The organism is Neokomagataea tanensis, assembly GCF_006542335.1.
Lineage (GTDB): Bacteria > Pseudomonadota > Alphaproteobacteria > Acetobacterales > Acetobacteraceae > Gluconobacter > Gluconobacter tanensis.
On sequence record NZ_CP032485.1, the window covers coordinates 407,167 to 428,212 of the forward strand.

At 52.5% G+C, this 21,046-nt stretch carries 15 protein-coding genes; 4 read left to right on the top strand and 11 right to left on the bottom strand.

Annotated features, from left to right (window positions below; genetic code table 11):
• A complete protein-coding gene (locus tag D5366_RS01950; RefSeq protein WP_141492066.1) occupies window positions 1-534 on the bottom strand; it encodes a hypothetical protein in 534 nt (177 codons plus the stop codon).
• A 139-nt stretch (window positions 535-673) separates the two neighbouring features.
• On the opposite strand from D5366_RS01950, the gene D5366_RS01955 reads away from it, so the two are divergent.
• Window positions 674-3,370 (top strand): M16 family metallopeptidase, encoded by a 2,697-nt coding sequence (locus D5366_RS01955; protein WP_141492067.1) that lies wholly within the window; start codon window positions 674-676, stop codon window positions 3,368-3,370.
• A 127-nt stretch (window positions 3,371-3,497) separates the two neighbouring features.
• On the opposite strand, the gene D5366_RS01960 is transcribed toward D5366_RS01955, so the two are convergent.
• The 6 genes from D5366_RS01960 to aroA form a co-directional block, all read right to left on the bottom strand.
• Window positions 3,498-4,520: a CgeB family protein gene (locus tag D5366_RS01960; RefSeq protein ID WP_141492068.1), complete on the bottom strand. Its 1,023-nt coding sequence runs from the start codon at window positions 4,518-4,520 to the stop codon at window positions 3,498-3,500.
• 77 nt (window positions 4,521-4,597) lie between these two features.
• The gene (locus D5366_RS01965) at window positions 4,598-7,573 is read right to left on the bottom strand and encodes a glycosyltransferase (RefSeq protein ID WP_141492069.1); all 2,976 of its coding nucleotides are present in this window, start codon (window positions 7,571-7,573) and stop codon (window positions 4,598-4,600) included.
• 18 nt (window positions 7,574-7,591) lie between these two features.
• The gene (locus D5366_RS01970; protein WP_141492070.1) at window positions 7,592-10,939 is read right to left on the bottom strand and encodes a glycosyltransferase; all 3,348 of its coding nucleotides are present in this window, start codon (window positions 10,937-10,939) and stop codon (window positions 7,592-7,594) included.
• A gap of 235 nt (window positions 10,940-11,174) precedes the next feature.
• Entirely contained in the window at window positions 11,175-12,887 is a 1,713-nt protein-coding gene (gene rpsA, locus D5366_RS01975) for a 30S ribosomal protein S1 (protein ID WP_141492071.1), read from the bottom strand.
• Window positions 12,888-13,156: 269 nt separating this feature from the next.
• The gene (gene cmk / locus D5366_RS01980; RefSeq protein WP_141492072.1) at window positions 13,157-13,789 is read right to left on the bottom strand and encodes a (d)CMP kinase; all 633 of its coding nucleotides are present in this window, start codon (window positions 13,787-13,789) and stop codon (window positions 13,157-13,159) included.
• Window positions 13,789-15,111 carry a 3-phosphoshikimate 1-carboxyvinyltransferase gene (gene aroA, locus D5366_RS01985; protein WP_141492073.1) on the bottom strand — a complete coding sequence of 441 codons (1,323 nt, stop codon included), beginning with the start codon at window positions 15,109-15,111 and terminating at the stop codon, window positions 13,789-13,791. Before aroA ends, cmk begins: the two co-directional genes overlap by 1 nt.
• Window positions 15,112-15,283: 172 nt before the next feature.
• Between aroA and D5366_RS01990 the strand changes: the two genes are divergently transcribed.
• The 3 genes from D5366_RS01990 to D5366_RS02000 all read left to right on the top strand — a co-directional run bounded on the left by D5366_RS01990 (window position 15,284) and on the right by D5366_RS02000 (window position 18,752).
• Window positions 15,284-15,607, top strand: coding sequence for an FYDLN acid domain-containing protein (locus D5366_RS01990; RefSeq protein ID WP_141492074.1), 324 nt, complete (start codon window positions 15,284-15,286; stop codon window positions 15,605-15,607).
• 13 nt (window positions 15,608-15,620) lie between these two features.
• Window positions 15,621-16,175: a hypothetical protein gene (locus tag D5366_RS01995; protein WP_240775292.1), complete on the top strand. Its 555-nt coding sequence runs from the start codon at window positions 15,621-15,623 to the stop codon at window positions 16,173-16,175.
• A gap of 474 nt (window positions 16,176-16,649) precedes the next feature.
• Window positions 16,650-18,752 (top strand): TonB-dependent receptor, encoded by a 2,103-nt coding sequence (locus D5366_RS02000; RefSeq protein ID WP_141493758.1) that lies wholly within the window; start codon window positions 16,650-16,652, stop codon window positions 18,750-18,752.
• 49 nt (window positions 18,753-18,801) lie between these two features.
• On the opposite strand, the gene D5366_RS02005 is transcribed toward D5366_RS02000, so the two are convergent.
• The 4 genes from D5366_RS02005 to D5366_RS02020 all read right to left on the bottom strand — a co-directional run bounded on the left by D5366_RS02005 (window position 18,802) and on the right by D5366_RS02020 (window position 21,032).
• On the bottom strand, window positions 18,802-19,329 hold the full coding sequence (locus D5366_RS02005; protein WP_240775293.1) for a GNAT family N-acetyltransferase: 528 nt from the start codon (window positions 19,327-19,329) through the stop codon (window positions 18,802-18,804).
• A complete protein-coding gene (locus D5366_RS02010; protein ID WP_141492075.1) occupies window positions 19,329-20,075 on the bottom strand; it encodes an SDR family oxidoreductase in 747 nt (248 codons plus the stop codon). Before D5366_RS02010 ends, D5366_RS02005 begins: the two co-directional genes overlap by 1 nt.
• Window positions 20,075-20,638, bottom strand: a complete 564-nt coding sequence (recR, locus tag D5366_RS02015; RefSeq protein ID WP_408902237.1) for a recombination mediator RecR — start codon at window positions 20,636-20,638, stop codon at window positions 20,075-20,077. Before recR ends, D5366_RS02010 begins: the two co-directional genes overlap by 1 nt.
• A gap of 70 nt (window positions 20,639-20,708) precedes the next feature.
• Complete coding sequence (locus tag D5366_RS02020) at window positions 20,709-21,032, bottom strand: YbaB/EbfC family nucleoid-associated protein (RefSeq protein ID WP_141492077.1); 324 nt, start codon at window positions 21,030-21,032, stop codon at window positions 20,709-20,711.
• Between the last annotated feature and the right edge of the window lie 14 nt (window positions 21,033-21,046).

A 21,046-nucleotide genomic window follows, 5' to 3' on the forward strand; every position in this document is an offset into this window, starting at 1 on the left:
TTAGCGGAGTTGGCCACTTGTACTCCACGGCCCATCAATAATCTGGCCGTTTTTCTGCGCAAATCGGGCACGGGGGGGACGCGGCTGGCAGGCAACAAAGTAAAGCCCCAGCACAAACGTAATCTGCGATAAAAGCATAACAAAAGACACATCAAACATTATGCCGTGCGCCCCAAGGCACCACCAAGCCTGATATAAAACAAAAGCAATTGAGATGAGGCGTTGCGCCATCAGCATTGGGCGCAGGGGGTTCATCATACCAGCGCGGACCAAAGGCGCACTGCGTTTCATGCCCATGAAAAATGCAAAGTTCATGAGCAGGATGAGGCAAGAATCCACCGTATCCCCAAAAGAGGCGCCCAAAAGGACAATTGGCATTAGCAGCGCCATCGCGGTCAGCATCAGTGAACCAAGTTGGAAGCTCATACCCAGTTGAATTGCTGCCCTTTCAAAAGGCAAGCGATCCGCGAGAGGTTGAAACAGTTGATCAATCAACCAACCATCCCAGCGTGTGAGGCGTTCTGCAAAAGTCATAGGCTGTTCTTACTGCACTCCCCTGAACAACGCACATCTTTTTCTACCCTGCCTTATTATAAACATCCTGACTGGACAGGTTAAGAAACGTAACGCTAACGTGACTGTTACAACATATTTTCGGGGAATTTTTGACACTATGCCTAGCTTTGCTCGTTTCCCTCGCGCAGCATTATTAGCTGCGTCTATTTTAGCCTCACCCGTTTTTATATCCAGCCATGCCAATGCTCAGGCAACGAGCGGCGCGCAAGATGAGAGCAATGTCACCCGAGCCACCCTCTCCAATGGCCTAAAAATTGTTATTGTAAGCGACCCCCTCGCACCGGTCGTACAAACCATGATCAATTATGAAACAGGGTCCGTTAACGCGCCAAAGGGGTTCTCAGGCACAGCACACGCCCTTGAACACATGATGTTCAATGGATCGCAGAGCCTCTCAAGGGACCAGCTTTCCACTATCAGCGCCCAGCTCGGTAACAACGACAACGCCGATACAACATCAGACGTAACGCAATATTATTTCACGGCCCCGGCCGCTAATCTGGATGTTCCTCTACAAATCGAAGCCGGACGTATGCGCGGCCTGAACATCACAGATGCTGAATGGGCCCATGAAAAAGGCGCCATCGAGCAGGAAGTCTCCAGAGACTTGTCCAGCCCGTTTTACCGAATGTTCGCCCAGATAAGAGGTATCATTTTTAAAGACACCCCCTACGAAGAAGACGCACTAGGCTCTCGTCCCTCTTTCGACAAAACAACAGCTACGACTTTACGCACATTCTACAACCAGTGGTACGGTCCAAATAACGCAACACTGGTCATAACGGGCGACGTCAACCCAAAAGCGGCACTTGCACAGGCCGAAGCAGCCTTTGGTAAAATTCCCGCAATAACTCTTCCCAAGCGCCCGGAAGTGCACCCCGAGCCAATTAAAGCTCAAGCCATTAAACTTGATACCGACCTACCCGCGACATTTCTCGTAAACGCGTGGCAAGCACCCGGCGCGCGCGATAAAGATTACGCGGCCTTCACGCTGCTCGCAGATGTACTGGGCAGCAACCGCGCAGACTTGTTTGGTCTAGTACCCTCAGGCAAGGCACTCGGAACAGGGTTTGAGTACGACCCAGACCCACAGGCAGGCCTCGCTTTCTCTTATGCAGCCCTGCCATCATCGGCTAATCCAGAGCCCCTGCGCCAAGCCATCGCTGCCGTATTCGCGCATTACCGCCAAAATGGCATTCCTGAAGATCTCATCGAAGCAGCACGCCGCAAAGAAATTGCATCGATTGAGTTTAATGCCAACAGCATCTCAAGCTTGGCAAATACTTGGTCGCAGGCACTTACATTCAACCACCTTTCCAGCCCGCAAGACATGATCACCGCTTTCCATAAAGTAACGAAAGCACAGATTGATGAGCTGGCCAAAAAACTCCTCGACCCTGAGCACATGCTGACTGTCACTCTCACGCCGAATAATAAGGGCGTTGCCACGGGTGCCAAAGGCTTCGGCGGCGCTGAATCCTTCTCTTCTCCACCTTCCCGAAAAGTGGCTCTGCCAAGCTGGGCAACAAACGCCCTCTCGCGCCTCACCCTCCCGCCCGCAGCCGCTATCCCGACCGCTTATACTCTCTCAAACGGCATCCGCCTGATTGTCCAGCCAGAGCATGTAAGTCACACGGTCGTACTTCAGGGGATGATCCGCCAAAACGCAGACTTACAGGAACCGAGCGGCAAAGAAGGCCTCTCAAGCCTGACGAGTTCCCTGTTCCTCTTTGGCAGCAAACAACATGACCGCCTAGCACTCGCCCGCGCCTTTGATGACCTTGCTGCATCTGAAACAGCAGGTGCGAGCTTCAGCGTCTCAGCACTGTCCGACGCTTTCCCAAAAGCGCTTAACCTCTTGGCTGAACACGAGCTTAATCCCGCCTTCCCGGCACAGGCATTCCGCATTGAACAAACACAAGCCGCGCAATCCACCGCTGGCTTAATGCAATCACCTAGCTACAAGTTCAACAAAGCACGCCACGCGGCACTCGTCCCTGCAAACGACCCTACCTTGCGTGAAGCAACACCCAAAACCATCATGGGCCTGACCCTGCCAGACGTGCAGAACTACTACGCGGCAACTTACCGCCCTGACCTGACAACCATTGTCGTCATTGGGGACATCACACCCGAAGCGGCACGCGACGAAGTCGAAAAAGCATTTGGTGGCTGGAAGGCTCAAGGACCAATGCCGCAAATCGACCTACCAACAGTTCCACTCAGCAAAAGCTCCAAAATCAACACCGCTGATCCAGGCCGCTCGCAAGACGAAGTCCATCTCTCCGAAACAATCGGCCTTAACGTCAACGACCCTCAGCACTATGCTCTTACAGTCGGCAATACGATCTTAGGTGAAGGCTTCTCTTCACTCCTGATGCAGGATCTGCGTGTTAAAACAGGCTACGTCTACGGCGTGGGCAGCAGCTTCAACTACTCCCGCACCCGCGCCTCTTTCTCTATCTCTTTTGGTTCAGACCCAAGCAAAGTCTCCAAAGCACGTGAGCACGCTTTGCAAGACGTTGAGACCATGCGCGTAAAGCCTGTTTCGGACGATACCCTCAACCTCGCCAAGGCAGCTCTGCTACGTGACCTTCCGATCGAACGCTCCAGCTTCGATGGGCTGGCGGATAATATTCTAAGCCTCAGCAGCCTTGGACGTCCGCTGGATACGCCGAACCGCATGGCACAGGCCATCTACACAATGACACCACAGCAGGTTCAAGCTGCATTCGCACAATGGGTAAGACCAAATGACCTTGCACAGGCCGTGCTTGGCCCAGCCCCCCAATAAACCGTACCACTACACCCTTACCAGAGAGCATACCGCTCTCTGGTAACACACAGCGTCAGACACAATAAAAAAGGCGGGAAGGAAAATCCTTCTCGCCTTTTTTATTGCTTAGTAAGAAGCCAGCTCTTTAGCCAATCAGCCCTTCCGCCTTCAGCACGGACAGAGCCTGTTCAATACGGTGCTTGTACAAGTGCTCCTTCTCCGTGCGGGCCTGAGCCTTGCGCGCCATGCTCAACCGCTTGGCGTCATCGCTCAGATAAGTCGCAACGATGTTCTCAAAGTCTTTTCTGTTTGAGAATGTCGGGATTTCATCAGGGCGGAAATAGCGCCGTATTTCATGCGTATCCTCGTGGAATACCTGAAACGCTCCAGCCAAAGCGGCCTCAAAAGTACGCGGACCCGGCGTTGAAGGCGCAATGATGAAGCGCTTGTTCTCGAAATGCAGCGAACGACCGAGGTTAAGCACCAATTTGGAACGGCGGTATAACTCAACCAGCTGGTTCTTCTCGATACGAGCGTCCGAGAAACCAATTCCTAGCTCGCCCCAACCTGGCCCAATAATTTTAATATTGAGGTCACGCAAAACGGGCAGAAGGTTACGCACGATGTCTTTGCGGCTTGTAAACGCAACACCGCAGAACAACACGTCAATTGTCTTCTCAACGGTCTCATCAATTGGCATGTAGTGCAGCTTGGGGCTTGCAGCTAATGGCAAGTGGAACACACGGTCGCGTTGATAGAAGTTATGCCCCCAGCGATCGCACGAGAAAACAACGTCGAAATCGTCAGCGACGCGATAATTTGCATCTTGCTCATAGGGGTCTTCCGTTGCCCAGAAGACCGTTACAGCACCGATCTTGCGCGCCTCACGGCAGACTTCGCCAAAATACGTGCTCTCTGGCAAATATGAGCCGATCGCAAAAACAATCGTAGGCTTTAACAGTGCAATCGAGGCAGCAGCTGCAGAAATATGAACCGCGGTTACGTTATCCTCACCAAAACATGCAGCCCAACCGTCCATAATGGACTCACGGATCTGCGCATTCGCTTGGCTTTCGTAACGTCCACCACTGCAGACCAAAACCCGACCCGTCAGGCCAGAGGCTGAAATCGCCGTTTCGTCAGGACGTTCAATCACGGTTTCCGACATTATTCCACCTGTTCCCTCAAAGAGTTCGCTATTGCGAAACGGCCTTATACTAAACGTTTAATCAAAGCCCTATCTGGTCACACAATACAAGCCTGTATTATCTGGTCGAGATCACGCCTGAACTTAGCGGGTGAGCAATCTTCTCGAATCGCTGTTAGCGCTTCATTACGGAGCTGCCCCCATAATTCACGATCTTGATACAAACGTACTATAGCGTCAGCAAAAGACTTTGCATCATTAATACCAGCATGCAGCACCTGCTTCCCGTTGTCCCACCCAACTTGCGAGGCCAGCAAAGACGTTACCACCATTGGAATACCGAGGCTGGCAGCCTCTTGCACCTTGAATGGTAGCCCTCCGGCAAAGCGTGTCGGCGCAACGAATATGCGGTGCCGGTTAAACAAAGGCTCCAAGTCATGTACGGCCCCGACGATATCCACCCTCGGATGCAGGGCAAAAGGGCTCATATCAACTGACTGACTAATAAACCCGGCAATGGTGAACTTCACATCACTCGGCAAAACATCATCTAGGTGAGGTAAAACCTCCTCTACAAACCATTCAAGGCTATCATGGTTTGGAGAACCCGGATCATGCAAAGCCCCTAAGAACAAAATGTCCTTACGCTCTTCAAAACTAGCCGGGGTAGGCTTGGGTTTCATTTCATGCCCTAAGACAGAAACATTTTCATAACCCGCCCGCCGTACCAGCCCTGCATCGCTCTCTGTCACCGTTACGATACGCTGACAGAAATGCGCCACGTCCAGCTCTTCTTGCAGCATTTCATCAAAACTCTGCTCAGCTGGCTCTAAGTCCAAAACTTCCAGTCGGCCGAGAGTTCTGGGGGTTGCAATGACCTCCGTATCCAAAACGGCACCGCCGCTCGGCAGATAACGACTCATCTCATTCAGAACTGGTAGAAGCCGGACCATATTATGCGTCCGACCGACCCAGAGAAGATCATAATACCCGGTACGTTCCTGAATAAATTGCGCGAAATCAGCAACATGCAAATCCGGCAGCAACTCTACTGTTTCAGGGAAGTCTCCAAAAACATCCAGAACACTCTGCTCACGTGGCAGCATGGGGAAAACCGTTACGTGGTAGCCCAGGGCAGCCATCTCTCGCACAACATCGTTAGACCGCACATAGCCTGAGCCCAAGCGACGCAAAGGCAGTCGGTCCTCAACGAATAGAATGCGCTTTTCTTCACCGCGCCTCTCACGTGCATGGACGGCATTTCTGAGATGTGGCGGGTGCTGGTTTCTCAGGAAGTCCGTATGCGCACGCGCAAAAGCTTTGAGATTCGCCTGCATCAATGTCAGGGAACCTGATGCCCCCGAGCTACCAAACTCCAGATGCTCAATAACAATTGTCGGGTCATAGACAATCCGGAAGCCTGCCTTGATTATGCGTACGCACAAATCCGCATCTTCAAAATATGCTGGCCTAAAGCGCGGATCGTAACCCGAAAGACGTCGCAGAAGCGACGAACGCACAACAATAAATGCCGCCGAGCAGTAATCTACGTCACGTATGAAATTTGCCTCAGGCAAATTAGGGTCTGCATCTCTTTTGTAGCCGTAGGTGCTGCCATCGCGCCAGACAACTGACCCAGCTTCTTGCAAATGCATGTTGGTGCGTATGATCTTGGCACCAACTGCACCGATATTTGCTTCCGAGCGGATACGCTTGAGAGATAATTTTAAAGCATCTGGTGCAAGGCGAATGTCATTGTTCAGGTACAAAACAAAAGGTGCTTCAACCTCCTCCAGCCCTGCATTACACCCTTCCAAATACCCTATGTTGTATCTAAACCGCAGCAGCTTGACGCCTCGCACGAACTGCAAAAGCTGTCGGCTTTGATCATGCGAGCCAGAATCAACGATGATGACCTGTATGGCTCCGGCATAATTTGCACGCAATGAGGCCAAAGCCTGCATGGTGAGCGCAATTTTATTATACAAAACCATAATTACACTTATTTCCGGCAAGCCAGAATAAGTGAAGTCTAACCGTCGGCGCACCAACATCGGCAATTGTGCTTCAGCTTCACGCTCAAACACAATCTTGGCTTGTACCTCGTCAATCTCCGCAACGCCGGCCAGAGCTGCTTGAGAGTCTGGAGTAACGCGCCCCGCAACGTAATGCGTAAAAGGCGTATCAAAGAGCTTGTTCCTCAGATCCCGCCGCACTTGCGGACGAGACATGTAGGAATCCATCCCGAGGTTTTTCCCAGGTGAACGCCCCTCATTCGCTCCAAAACGGACAAAATGATCGTACCCATTCCGAAATACCCCCTGCTCAAGAGCAGCTTTTAAATCGGGGTAAAGCTGGGCGTACTCCTCTTCGGAGAAGAACTCGAGCGGATCAAACTGGCGCGCACGATCATTTGTCATGTAGTGGTGCAGCGCATTGCCATACCGGCCATCATCAATCTCTTTTTGGACCGCCGGGTAATGGTTCAGGTACCACACTGGGTCAAAATACCACGAGACACGACCAGCATCTGCGACTTCTGCCGGAAGAACTAGCCATGATGCGAACAAACTAAGCCGCACATCAAAATATTCGGGAAAGCGTAACGCTAGCTCACGACATAAGTCGGAGTTGAAAAATCGATGACCTACATAGTTCCGCTCGGCGCCGACCTCCAAAAAATGGTCATATCCATTTGAGAAGCCCTGCTCCTCAAGCGCTCGCTGTGTCAGTTCATGATAACGACGACGGTATTCGAGTTCATCGAACAGCCAGTGCCCTGAGTTATGAACATAGCCACCCGCACAGTAATGCGCGAAGCCAGATTCATAAGACCCTTCGATAACGGCGCGGCGAACATCAGGGTAAAACTCTAAGTACCAAACCTCATCGAAATACCGATTAGGCGAATGGCCGTATCTCTGACCGTACTGTTTGTAAAATACCTCGACGTCATCAATACCTTCTCGCGCCATCCACTCACGAGCTTCTGGATAGCGCAGAAGATACCAGTCCGCCTCGAAAAGGCGCCAGCTTGGCTGGCGCGCTTCCCTTATGCTGTTTTCACCAGACATTTCATATGTCCTCTAATTTTAGGACATAGCCCGCTGGTTTAAAAGCTCTTCAACCCGACGCGCATCTTGAGCGGACAGACCCTCTCTTAACGTTGACTGGATTTTCCCAGCAGCGAATTCAACTGCCAGATCTGTCACGTAAGTTCCGAACACGTCACCCGCGACATTAACAATCGCAACTTGGTAACGCCCCTCCAGCACCAACGCGTAGCCGCGTTTCGGGTCAAGCACACCCTCAAAGCCAGCACAAAGCGGGGCATCAGAATGAACACGCGCCACGTCATGCCGTACACGACGCTGAAGAGCAGAGAGGACAACATCGCCACGCTGCGGCTGAACCAGCGCAATGTAAATCTGTCCAGCGCGCTGAAGCCCTTTCAAGAAGGCCCAACCACGAATATGCAACTCTCCGTCGGGTACGACCTCTTTCAGAGGCTCACCCACGACGCCTGTGAAGTCGTCAATGAATTGCTCTAAACGACCTTCACCATGCGAATGCAAGCCCGCTTTCTGGAACGAGGACAGTTTGATTCCTCTCAGCAAACCATCATCGTGAGCAATACGCTCGAAATCTTCCAGAATTTGCCCGTTGGACGGTGCAATACGCTCAATCGTCGTGACCTGCCCGCCTTCTACCTCAATCTGGTATGGCGTGAGCTGGAACGCACCTTGGCCTTGGATAACGTTAATGAGCCCAACGCGGAAACGCCCCTCACACCATTTACCGCGCAGCGCAGCTTGTCCTGAGAAACCGGATCGCCGTGGAGAATCCGCAAAGAGTTTTGCGATATCACTGCGTGTCTCACGCTGACACTCGACATAGATCGTTGGTGCGTCCGGTGCTTCACCAATCAGGACAGCAAGCATGCGCCCTGCAGTAGAAATACCGGGGAGCAGGAACCAGCCACGAATATGGAACTCGCCAGCTCCATCGAAACTGATGTCTACACCGGGGCGGAACACATGGTGGCAGATATCGTCCACATAGCATTCTGCACCCTGGATAGAGAACCAATCGTTGACTGGGACTGGCAACTCGACGGACAGGTCACGTTGTGTCGGTGGGTCAAAGATATGGCGTGGTGGTGCCTGATGTCTCCAACTATTATGTGGCAACAGATGGACCTGCCCTGCGTCGATACGAAGATCTGACACACCCATTTCGCGACGTGGCAAGATTTCCTTATACAACGCAAGAAGATCGCGCGCATATTCACCGGCGTCTGTCCACAGATGAGGGCCGATGTTTTCCATCATCGAACGGCGCAACGTCTCAGACGAACGAAGAAGTTCCAAGCGCTCCAAAACCATGCTCGGACGGTTAATCGGCACCTTAAAGCCATTCACACCATCCTCAACGCGGTCCCCCAAAGCCCCGACATCGGTCACAATCGGCAGCAGACCGTTCTGCCACGCTTCTGAAAGCGAGATGCAGTACGTTTCAGGCCATATGGACAGATTGAGCGCTACGTCAGCTGCCTTTAGCTTCTCAATATCACCCATATCGTAACGGCCATAGACCTTCACATTCGACCGTGGGACAGCGTTTAGAACAGCTTCATACTCGGGATGAACGTAGCCGAATATATGGAAAACAAAGTGATCAGGATGCGCAATCTCAATTAAGCTCAGAATCGTGTCTGCACCCTTGGTCCGAAGGAAATTACCTACGATCGCAACGGATAGCGGACGGCCATCAAGCGGCGCATACGCCTTCGGAACAACTGGTACCGTGTTTTCAGGGCTAGGAATACCTGTGATACGACTAATTTTCTGATCCAGAATTGGATAAATCTCGTGCGTCAAATCGCGCGAATGCTTTGTACCAAACATTACAGCATCAACGGACCGCAGAGCCTTTGCCACAAAAGCACGGCGTGTCTGCTCGCCACCGTACTCTACATTTTCAGCGGCCTTAAGTGTGATATCGGCAGCAAGGACAGAGCGAACTTCATCCTCAATGTAGCGCAATTCGTGGTTCAGCAGATTGTAGCGTGCGGAAACCAGCCAGAAGTCATGCGCTGAGAAAACGACGCCAGTGCCGCTCGCCTTGGCGATGATTGGCAATGAAAGGGCATGGTGCCCCAAATGCTGGAAATGAACAATGTCGATGTTGTACTGCGCAATAACACTGGAAAACGCCATTTCTTCGGCGCCATCGCACATAACGTCCTGCCAGCCCATTTCCGGCACGTCAAAGCGGTCCAACTCTTGGCCGCTCGCCGTTGTCATCCAGCAAGAGCCGCCACGACGGAGCCAATAGAAAAACTCTACATCGCGGCCAAGCATTGAACACAGGGCTTGCTGGTAAACTTCTACACCGCCCCATGCTTGCTCATGAATTGTCGAGTGCGTGCACATCAACACACGAAGGCGGCGGCGGCGCTCAACCAGGGCAGCGGGTTGTTTGCGGCGGCTGAAATCCGCCCCCGTAATCTCTTGCATGCTCTGCAAGCGATTTTCGTAAAGATGCTTTTGAGCAACGGATTTCTGAGAAGCCTGAGCCGCCTTCCGACGAGCACTCTTGCTTTCTAGCAAACGAGCAACGGCTTCAACGACTTCGTCAGGCGTCCGGGCGAGACTAATCCCGTCCACTGTCTCAAAGTGCTCGCTTCCCATGCTTTCTGGCGCTTCAACCACCTGCGCCGTTCCTGCGAGGCCCAGCTCAAAGAAACGCGGCCCCGGCGCCGTCGCTTGGCTTACGTCACCATGGCTAGCGTAATCTCGGAACATCGTAAGCGTCACAGCACTCACGTTCGCGAAATCAATAAACGCTTCGTGGCTTACTGGCCGCTGTATAGCCAGAGCAGCCAGATCCGCTGGCAGAGGCGGCAGATACTCGTTGCCTGGGCAAATAAGCTTCAGACGCGCATCCGGGAAAGCGGCGATAACGCGCCGGAGCGTCTCGACACGGTTAGGCCACATCGTGCCCGCAAAGAAGATGTCGTATTCAAGCTCGTTGGCCGTCAGGACCTTGCGCTCATGAATAGAGGTACTTGCGGCCAAAGGTAAGTAATGACCTTTACCCTTGTAATATTCAGCGCAAGACGGATCATTGGTAAAAACAAAGTCAAAAAGACCAGCATTTTCAACGTTGAAGTCCCTCATGAAGGGGTCTTCAAACGTCCACAAAATCATTGTCTGAAATGCGGGACGAATGCGCCGTAATAGCGGCAAATGAATCCGCTGCGCATCAATGCAGATCAAGACATCGTGTTCGCCGGAGGCCGCTATTCCTGCCAAGGACATGTTGTCAGCGACAACAACATCATCATTCCCAAATAGAGTCTTCGCTGAGCGCTCTATTGCTAGGGTAAGATATGAATTGGGGTTATGCGTAAAGTTCGTATTATAAATGACCGCCATCAAGCAATTGAGCGCCTTACGCCCACCCCCAATTTAGAATCAAGCCTTAACAACATGCAATACACTTCATGTGCACTGCATTTGCACAATCTGACCATGTTTAACTCAATCATTAAAACAGTAAAATCTACGTTCGACTAGCCTTCTAGTTTGGAATAAATAAAAAAAAAGGGCCGCTGATGCGGCCCTTTCTTCACCCTAACCCCGTAAAGGGCGGGTTTAATACCTTGGTCGATTAAGCGTCTGTGCTACGGCGACGGATCGCTGCGCCCAGAATATCACCAAGTGATGCACCTGAATCAGATGAACCGTACTCTGTGATGGCCTGCTTGTCTTCCTCGACCTCACGGCCACGGATTGTCAGAGCCAGCTTGCGAGAAGCACGCTCAACAGCAACAACCTTGGCATCAACCTTCTCGCCAACAGCGAAGCGCTCTGGGCGCTGCTCTGCCTTGTCGCGAGCCAGTTCTGCGCGGCGGATGAAGCCATTCAGAACGTCATCAACCTTAACTTCGATGCCGTTTGTCTGAACTGCTGTCACAACGCAGGTTACGATTGCACCCTTCTGAACGCGTGCGAGCGTGTCAGCGGCTGGATCTTCCTGAAGCTGCTTGATACCGAGCGAGATGCGCTCCTTCTCAGCGTCAACGTCGAGAACCTTAGCCTTAACGACTTGGCCCTTCTCGTAGTTCGCCATAGCTGCTTCGCCTGCTTCGTCCCAAGACAGGTCGGACATGTGAACCATGCCGTCGATGTCTGCGGAGAGGCCAATGAACAGACCGAACTCGGTGATGTTGCGGATTTCGCCTTCGATGACGGAACCGACTTTGTTCTCTTCTTGGAACTGCTCCCAAGGATTGCGCTGAACCTGCTTCAGGCCCAGAGAGATGCGGCGCTTTGAGCTGTCCACATCGAGAACCATAACGTCGACTTCCTGAGAAGTAGCAACGATCTTGCCTGGGTGTACGTTCTTCTTTGTCCAAGACATTTCAGAAACGTGTACCAGACCTTCAACACCTGGCTCCAGCTCAACGAATGCACCGTAATCGGTGATGTTCGTGACGCGACCCGTGTAACGAGCGCTTGCTGGGTACTTAACAGCAACGTTTTCCCATGGATCAGCTTCAAGCTGCTTCATGCCAAGGGAGATGCGCTGCGTGTCAGAGTTGAAGCGGATAACCTGAACGCGTACTGGCTGACCGATCTGAAGAGCTTCAGATGGGTGGTTAATGCGCTTCCAAGCAATATCCGTAACGTGCAGCAGGCCGTCAACGCCGCCGAGGTCAACGAACGCACCGTAATCGGTGATGTTCTTGACAACGCCGTCAAGGATCATGCCTTCCTTCAGGCCCTGAATCAGCTCAGAACGCTGCTCAGCACGGGTCTCTTCAAGAACTGCACGACGCGATACAACGATGTTGCCACGTGCGCGATCCATCTTGAGGATCTGGAATGGCTGAGGCTGCCCCATGAGCGGGCCAACATCACGAACCGGACGGATGTCCACTTGGCTGCCTGGCAAGAATGCCATCGCGCCGCCGAGGTCAACCGTGAAGCCACCCTTAACGCGACCATAGATCGTGCCGTTAACGCGCTGGTTGTTACCAAATGCACGCTCAAGAGCTGTCCATGCTTCTTCACGACGAGCCTTCTCGCGCGAAAGAACGATGGAGCCGTCACGGTCTTCGTAACGCTCAACGTACAGTTCAACAACGTCGCCTGGCTTTACGTCTGGTGCAACGCCTGGTGGGCCGAATTCCTTCAGCGCAACGCGGCCTTCGCTCTTCAGGCCAACGTCAACGATCGCAAATTCGTCGGACAGACGAACGATACGACCCGTAACAACGGAACCTTCAAAACCCGTGTCGCGGCCCAGTGTCTCATCGAGAAGAGCAGCAAAATCTTCGGTGCCGTGTGCAGCCGAGTTCATTAATGTGGCAGAAGCCATGTAAATCCAATTTTCCCGGATTTTCGCAGTAACGCGATAAATCCATGCCTGCGCCACACCCGCATGCGGTGTAAAATGTGTGACGTCTCCCCGTCAGGCCCTCAAGCGGCTCCGACAGGTCCGTGATGAGAAACTCCCGCTGCAAAAGCAGACAAGAGAGAAGCGCCTCTAAATAACCAAGCCGTTTCTAAGGAGAGCAAAGACACCCTAGCTATGGTCAATGTCAATAAAAAAGCGCCTCTTTTACCTTTGTAAAACGCAAATCTGCTCTAACTGCGGCGCAGTGCAATATAGTCGCAAGCCTTTTGAAAGACTTCCGCCGCACTCATACCATCCGTGTTAATCGTTAAGGCATCATCAGCCGGACATAACGGCGCAACATCACGCTGCGAGTCCCGCGTATCTCGGCTCTCGATTTCTGCAATGGCGGCTTCTAATGCCGCCCCCTCAAGCTCCACCCCAACATTGAGTTGGTTATGACGCCGCATAGCCCTTATCTGTGACGATGCGGTTATAAAAAGCTTTACCGGCGCATCTGGAAAAACGACTGTACCGATATCGCGCCCGTCAACAACCGCACCACCTTCGCGCCCAAAGACCCTCTGCCTTTCAAGCAGGGCTGCACGAACCGCAGGCTGAGCCGCTACAATTGATGCAGCTCTATCCACTTCCGGCACACGCAGGTCATTGCGCTGCATATCCTCCGGCACCAGACGCAATGCCGCTTCTTCTGCTGCATCTTCAGGCCGCAAGCCCGCATCTAAAACCCGCCGTGCTACTGCCCGGTATAACAACCCAGTATCCAGATAGGGCAGGCTGTATGCGTCAGCCAAAGCCCGAGCCAAAGTACCCTTCCCAGCAGCAGCAGGACCATCTACCGCAATAACAAAACCTGCTGTCATTAACGAATACCCGCACCAAGCGCGTTCATTAGCGCCACAAATCCAGGGAAACTGGTTTCAATAAACGCTGTATCGTCAATTGAAACAGCCTTCTCCGCCGCCAAACCGAAAACAACAGCACTCATCGCAAGGCGGTGATCCATGTGCGTGACGACGTGCCCACCGCCTAAGCTACCACCCCCGCCATGGACAACCAGATTATCACCTTCAACAGTCGTTGCCGCACCATTGACGTTCAACAATGCAACAGTCGCCGCCAGCCTGTCGCTTTCTTTCACACGCAATTCTTCAAGCCCAAGAAGCCGGGATGCCCCCTCGGCAAAAGCACAAGCCACAGCAAGCACCGGGTATTCATCAATCATAGATGGAGCGCGGTCTGAGGGTACTTCCACACCATGCAAAGCAGAGTGCTTGACCCGAATATCGCCTACAGCTTCTCCGCCCTCAATACGCTCATTGAGAATGGAGAGGTCACCACCCATTTCTTGCAACGTCTGAAAAAGGCCAGTCCGCAAAGGATTAAGCCCTACACCAGTAATTAAAATGTCAGACCCCGGCACCAGTAGCGCTGCCACAATTGGGAAAGCTGCTGAAGAGGGGTCGCCCGGCACGACAACATCTCGCGCTGTCAACTCCGCTGGCCCTGTCAGGGCAATCCGCCGCCCGCCATCAGACATAACTTCAACATCAACGTTTACGCCAAAATGGCGCAACATATTCTCTGTGTGGTCACGCGTTGCGACAGGCTCTTCAACTGTTGTTTCACCATGTGCATTCAGCCCAGCCAGCAACACGGCAGACTTCACCTGAGCAGACGCAACTGGCAAGCGGTAATGCAGAGGCTTTGCGTCACGCGTGCCACGCACGGCCATCGGTAGACGCCCGCCCTCACGCGTTTCAAAAACAGCACCCGTCTCGCTCAACGGAGCCGTCACACGGCGCATTGGGCGCGAACGTAAAGACGCGTCTCCCGTCATGACGCTTAAAAAGGGTTGAGTCGCCAAAATCCCGGAAAGCAAACGCGCAGCGGTGCCCGAATTGCCCATATCCAAAACGTCTTCAGGCTCTGACAAAGCACCAACGCCACGACCATCAATAACCCAATTATCGCCGTCTCGCGTTATCGTTGCACCCAATGCCCGCATCGCGTCCGCAGTACGCAACACATCCTCGCCTTCCAGCAAGCCGCTCACGCGCGTTTGCCCTGCAGCCAATGCCGCAAACATAAGCGAGCGATGGCTGATAGATTTATCGCCAGGCACGCGGGTCGTACCCTGCAAGCCTGTTTGCGCACGAGAAACGTTCAAAGGTCGCTGATTCATACCCTTGTTCATGCCGCCCATACCTAGAAACTGTCAATCGCCGTTCGTACGGGAAAAACCCTCCTTTTTATGCGCCGAATCAGTCCGTTTCCTTCAAAAACATTGACATGCCTCGCACAAGGTGGCATGGCCGCCCTTCTCTAATTCCGTGGCATTGGTAGGCTTGCGCAACATGGCAAAACCCGAACTCGGTCTGAAACGGACATGTGTCGACTGTAGTGTCCGCTTTTATGACTTGAACCGTGTCCCCGCGATTTGCCCAAAATGCGGTGGTACCCAACCGAGTGATATTGGTCGTTTGAAATCAAACGATGAACCGCTCCCAGAAGAAAAAGATCCGAACGGCGTTCAGGACGAGCACGACACAGACGTCGACATCGACACAGGTGATGACGGTGATGACGTTATCGCTGATGACGACGACTTGGACGATGACGATGACCTGTCTAACGACATCGAAGTCACGACCGATAAAGACGACCGCGACGACAACTAAGAACAAGTCCCGCTTGTTCCGTCACGCGATTTTCTTGGCATGCGCAAGCTTCACGCTTGCGCTGCTAGGCGGATGCAGTGCCCCGTCCCAGCCTGTTTTAAAGGCTACTGACCTGCAAAAGCGCCTTTCCAGCCGCGCAAGCGCAACGGCTACACTCCAAAGTCTTTGCCGCACACCCATCCATGTTCAAAATATCACGGTGGGCCATCCCCCTACCCCATCTGCCATCATTCTAAATACGTTAAGTGTTCAATCGCCCGAGGCTGTCCGTGTCCGTCACGTCGCCTTATTATGTGGCCAAACACCCTTTTCCGATGCGTGGAACTGGTACATCCCCGAGCGTCTAACGCCGCAGATGAACGACACTCTTGAGCATACTCAAACGCCTTTCGGGCGTGCTGTGCGCGAAACACATTTTACACGCCACACAATCAGCAGCACAATTCTCACACAGAATACGAACTATATTCTCGAAAACCGTGCCCTTCTACGCCGCGAGGCCGATGACGCGCCCATTGCCCTTGTTATTGAAGACTACAAGGAAGCAACGCTCCACGCGGGGCAATAATCCTCCTCGCCAAGCGCTTTGAGCTCAATTTGAAATGATTCGTTAAAGTAATTATTTGTTATAAACAAATTTTTAAACATAACCCACTGTAAACGTTGATCTTTTTATAAAAAGATAATTTTTAGAACATTATATTGCAATAATTTACCTTTGGCTAAAAAACTGATTTCACCTAAATGACCCGTGGAATTCATGCCGCGAATGTCCGCAGCACGAGCACTTCTCCCATTTAAATAACTTCCGCAGGGGCAGAAATAAAACATGGACCGTCGTGACTTATATCTTCATTTAAAAGGTAAGTACTCTAAGTCCATAACGCTCGTAACAGGGTTGGCTATTTTAGCTCATCCTCATTTTTCTTTGGCAGCCCCTGTAAAAAATAAGAAAAATCATACTATCTCGAGCTTGGATAGTCATTCAGACGAACACGTGACAGTGTCAAAGTCTCGTCAGTCCCACAGCCGCGGCGGCGGCATGATGCGGGTGGAGACAGCTCCCTATGCTGTCCAGACCGTTACCAAAGCTTTTATCGAACAGAAAAGCCCCGTGAGCACGGCACTCAGCTTGGTTAAAACCCTTCCAAGCATGAGCATTTCGACAGCTGACACTTCCGGCATGCAAGGCGGCACGATTCAAAGCCGTAGCTTAACGGATGCAGACATGGCCCTGATGGTTGACGGGGCCCCCGCCTCGGCAGCTTCCTTTCTGGCGCAAAACATCGATTCAGAAAATCTTGCTAGCGTAAGCGTCACTCCTGGCACGTCTCCTATCGACTTGCCCTCCACTACCGCTGCAGCAGGTGTACTCAATGAGACATCTATCGACGCTGGCAGCAAATTTGGCGGAATGATGGATTTTTCCTACGGGACCAACAACCTATCCCGAGAGTTTTTGCGCTTGGAATCGGGAAAAATCGGCAATACCGGGCTACGCGGCTACATTTCTTTTTCAAACACATATGCACGTAGCTGGATGGGAGCGGGCCAAAACCAACGCCGTCACCTTGATTTCGGCCTACGTAAAGACTGGGACAACGGTTCGTTCGCGCGGCTCTTCCTTTCTTGGAACAACACCGAATGGGTTGTTGACCGCTACCCAACTGATACGCAATTTTTCCGCTACAAGGATACCGGTCAGGGCTACGGCCATACGGCCGAATTTGACCCTAAGAACAACGATTACTGGCGGAATTATCGCAATTATTGGAACCAGCTTTTCATTAATGCGCCGTTCCATTTCGTCCTCAGCAAAAAGCTACAGTTCGATATCCAGCCCTACTATAGCTGGGGCCTAGGTTGGAACGGTGCCGCAGGCGGTTTGGCTGCTGGGAACACCACTTACGCCAACGGCAAAACAATTCCAGCAGGTACCCCGCTAACAACGTATTTCCAAGGCGTTGGTGCGCTAAACGTCGGTGCTACCGCTAAGATCGGCTACGATATTACCAAGACCAATCACCTCGAATTCGGCTATTGGTACGTCAATCAAGACTATACTCAGCACTTCCCTCGCAGCGTAACACAAGCCGACGGCTCCGCAGCAAGCCCCAACAATGCTGACTACCAAGTCTACCAAAACGGGCAGCGCTTTTTCCCCGGCAATACCGCAGGTTACGAAATCCACTCCCTCTTTATTGAGGACCGCGCTAAATTTTTACGTAATAAGCTGCAAGTATCAGCGGGCTTTAAATATGTAATGTCAAACGTCTGGTACATTACCTACCCGAACCGCAATCGCATGGGTCAAAACCTCACCGCGCCACTGCCTCACCTCTCGTTCAGCTACCGCATTAATGAACACCACCAGTTTTACCTCAACGGTGAAGGTGACTTTAGACAACCTGCTTCATCATCTCTTGCAAACACGCCCATTACAGGCAGCCTGCCCAAAAATCAGTACTCGATTAAAGAAGAACTGGGTTACCGCTACAACGACTCTCATATCGTCGTGGACCTAGACCTCTTTAACTACAACATTACCAATAGACTGCTCTCTACCTACGTGGGGAACAACGTCTACGGCGTTATCAATGCAGGCAATCAGACAGCGCGTGGCTTTGATATCATGGCGTCGCTACAGCCAATTTATGGCTTCAGCCCATATGTCTCGTTCGAATATCTCAACGCCCGTCTCGATACGAATATCGCTGCCTCAGACAGCCAAGGCAACCTCTCAGCCTTCCGGACAAAAGGCACGCAAGCTCCGCTCTCACCGCGCATTTTGTCGAATTTCGGTCTGACCTACACAGCCGGCGGCTTTTTCTCCAACGCCACGCTGCATTATACCGGGCCTCAATCCGTTACCATTGCAGGTGACCAGCGCATGCCCGGCTACGTTACAAACACCTTATCCCTCGGCTACCATTTTCACCCTATCTGGCGCGCGCAATCACCAACGCTGCGCCTTAACTTCGGCAACCTGACAGGCGCCGTCATCCGCACCGGCGTTGTAGGCGTCCGCGACAGAGCAACAGCCGTGCGCTTGCTGAACGGAAACATGTCTACTGCCGGTTCGAGTGCGCAGTTCTTTGTTGAACCACGCTTCAATATGACAGGCACTCTCTCAACAACATTCTAAGCGCCATTATAGGGCGGAGAAAAACCGCCCCAAAGCAGGATAGGCAATACTAAAGCAGCAATTCAGGTCGTATTGCCCAGCGCTCATGATCACGCCATTGGCCATTAATTCGCAAATACGCAGGTGAAAAACCTTCTTTTTCAAAACCCACTCTTTTAACCAAAGCGATTGAGCGCTTGTTGCCCGGCTGGATGTTGGCTTCCACACGATGCAAACCTAAAGGCCCGAAAGCAGCACTTACAACACGACGTACAGCCGTAGTCATCAAGCCACGCCCGGCGGTTTCCTGCATGCCATAATACCCAAGATAAGCACTGCAAAAATTGCCACGCACAATCTGACTCAAGGTCAAAACCCCGACGATTGCGCCCGTATGGACTTCGAGAGCGATAAACCCCTTAGCGTCATCGCCGATACAAGACGAAAACCATTGCCTAAAACCAGCTTCGTCACAAAAAGGTGCTGACCACGGCATATGAAAAGCTCTATTCGCCTTGTTGGCCGCAATCAAAGCCTCTTTGTCAGTATACTCAACTTCGCGCAGCCTAAGCGCATTGGCGCTCATATCACCACGCATTAACGTGGCGACCAATTCAAGTGCTGCCCCCCATCGAGCGCAAGCATTTGCCCCGTTACAGACGGCAGCGCCAATAATGTTCTTGCTGCATAAGCAATCTCTTCAGGCGATGCACCCTGACGGAGCGGTGTACGCTCACACATCGTTTTGAAATGTGCATCGGACTGACCTTCAGCAGGCAAAACCGGTCCGGGCCCAATAGCATTCACGCGCAATTTAGGTGCCAACGCCAAAGCGAGACTCTGTGTTAATGTCCACAGGCCTGATTTTGAAAGCGTATACGTCACAAAATGAGGAGTAAGATTCCATACCCTTTGGTCGAGAAGGTTCAGAACCACTCCTTCAGCGCCATCAGGCAGCGCCCTCGCCACCTCTTGCGTCAAGACGAACGGAGCCCGTAGATTTGGCTCCAAGTGCCGGTCCCAGCTTTCGCGGGTTACATCACCTATCTCATCCCGGGTAAAAACAGAGGCATTGTTTACCAATACGCCAACTGGTCCCAGTCGGGCCTGCACGGCGGAGACAAGCCCCTCTACGTCTGCTTCCTGCGACAGATCCGCGCGCAGAATGCAACCTCGCCCCCTAATGCGTTGAAGAAGTTCCTCCGCCTCATCCCGGCTGTTGCGGTAGTGAATTGCAACACTAAAGCCTTCCTGCGCGAGCATTTCTACCAACGCACGACCAATACGGCGCGCACCACCAGTAACAAGCGCTACCCTCGGTATTTTTGACGATATCGGCAACATTACCCCAGACTCCGACGCGCCATCAGCGCAGCAGCTAAAGTGCCGTCATCCAAACCATCCAAGGCTCCGCCCATTGGTACACCATGTCCAACACGGCTGATCGTCACTGCGTAAGCAGAAAGTTTTTCTTGCAGCCAATGCGCCGTAGTAGCGCCCTCAACGGTGGCACCCAAGGCCAGAATAACCTCTTTCACACCACCGGCCTCAATCCGCTCCAGAAGTGAACGAGTGTTCAAATCATCCGGGCCGCAGCCAGCCAAAGCCGATAAAGTCCCACCCAACACCTGATAAACACCACGATGGACAGATGCCCTCTCGAGTGCCCAGAGGTCTCCTACCGTCTCAACCACACACACAGTGGAGTGGTCTCGCATTGGTTCAGTACATAAATTGCAAGGGTCGACTGTATCCAGATTTCCACACTGTGAGCATGTCTTGACGCTTTGCGCCGTACGCTCCATCTGCCGAGCCAAAGGCAACATACGAGCCTCTGGCTGACGCAAAAGATTCAATACCGCACGACGGGCTGAGCGCGGCCCCAAGCCCGGTAGCCGCGAAAGCATTACGATCAGTTGCTCGATTTCAGTCGTACCGCTCACAGCTTACTCACCGGATACAGTCCCAAAAAGCGTCTTAGAAAGGCAGGTTCAGGCCGGGCGGGAGATCAATGCCACCCGTAACCTGACGCATCGCTTCCGAACTCGCAGCTTCAGCCTTGGCTTTTGCGTCCGTGTAAGCCGCTACGATCAAGTCCTGCAGCGTCTCCATATCGCTTGGCTCGGCCAGCTTCGGATCAACGCGCAAATTGCGCATTTCACCCTTGCCTGTAAGTTGCAGCGTTACAAGGCCACCGCCAGCGCTACCGTCAACCACCAGATTAGCCAACTCCTTTTGCGCGTCCTGCATACGGGACTGCATCTGGCTTGCCTGTTTCATTAATCCAGCAAGGTTTTTCATCGCATTCGCTCCTG

What these genes read in the sequence shown, in the direction of transcription:
- recR (WP_408902237.1), bottom strand. Translation starts at nt 20,638, where the DNA reads ATGCTTTCGCGGCTACCGGGCTTGGGGCCGCGCTCAGCCCGTCGTGCG.
- cmk (WP_141492072.1), bottom strand. Translation starts at nt 13,789, where the DNA reads ATGACAGCAGGTTTTGTTATTGCGGTAGATGGTCCTGCTGCTGCTGGG.
- rpsA (WP_141492071.1), bottom strand. Translation starts at nt 12,887, where the DNA reads ATGGCTTCTGCCACATTAATGAACTCGGCTGCACACGGCACCGAAGAT.
- D5366_RS01950 (WP_141492066.1), bottom strand. Translation starts at nt 534, where the DNA reads ATGACTTTTGCAGAACGCCTCACACGCTGGGATGGTTGGTTGATTGAT.
- D5366_RS01960 (WP_141492068.1), bottom strand. Translation starts at nt 4,520, where the DNA reads ATGTCGGAAACCGTGATTGAACGTCCTGACGAAACGGCGATTTCAGCC.
- D5366_RS02000 (WP_141493758.1), top strand. Translation starts at nt 16,650, where the DNA reads ATGATGCGGGTGGAGACAGCTCCCTATGCTGTCCAGACCGTTACCAAA.
- D5366_RS01965 (WP_141492069.1), bottom strand. Translation starts at nt 7,573, where the DNA reads ATGTCTGGTGAAAACAGCATAAGGGAAGCGCGCCAGCCAAGCTGGCGC.
- D5366_RS02005 (WP_240775293.1), bottom strand. Translation starts at nt 19,329, where the DNA reads ATGCGTGGTGATATGAGCGCCAATGCGCTTAGGCTGCGCGAAGTTGAG.
- D5366_RS01970 (WP_141492070.1), bottom strand. Translation starts at nt 10,939, where the DNA reads ATGGCGGTCATTTATAATACGAACTTTACGCATAACCCCAATTCATAT.
- D5366_RS02010 (WP_141492075.1), bottom strand. Translation starts at nt 20,075, where the DNA reads ATGTTGCCGATATCGTCAAAAATACCGAGGGTAGCGCTTGTTACTGGT.
- D5366_RS01990 (WP_141492074.1), top strand. Translation starts at nt 15,284, where the DNA reads ATGGCAAAACCCGAACTCGGTCTGAAACGGACATGTGTCGACTGTAGT.
- D5366_RS02020 (WP_141492077.1), bottom strand. Translation starts at nt 21,032, where the DNA reads ATGAAAAACCTTGCTGGATTAATGAAACAGGCAAGCCAGATGCAGTCC.
- aroA (WP_141492073.1), bottom strand. Translation starts at nt 15,111, where the DNA reads ATGAATCAGCGACCTTTGAACGTTTCTCGTGCGCAAACAGGCTTGCAG.
- D5366_RS01955 (WP_141492067.1), top strand. Translation starts at nt 674, where the DNA reads ATGCCTAGCTTTGCTCGTTTCCCTCGCGCAGCATTATTAGCTGCGTCT.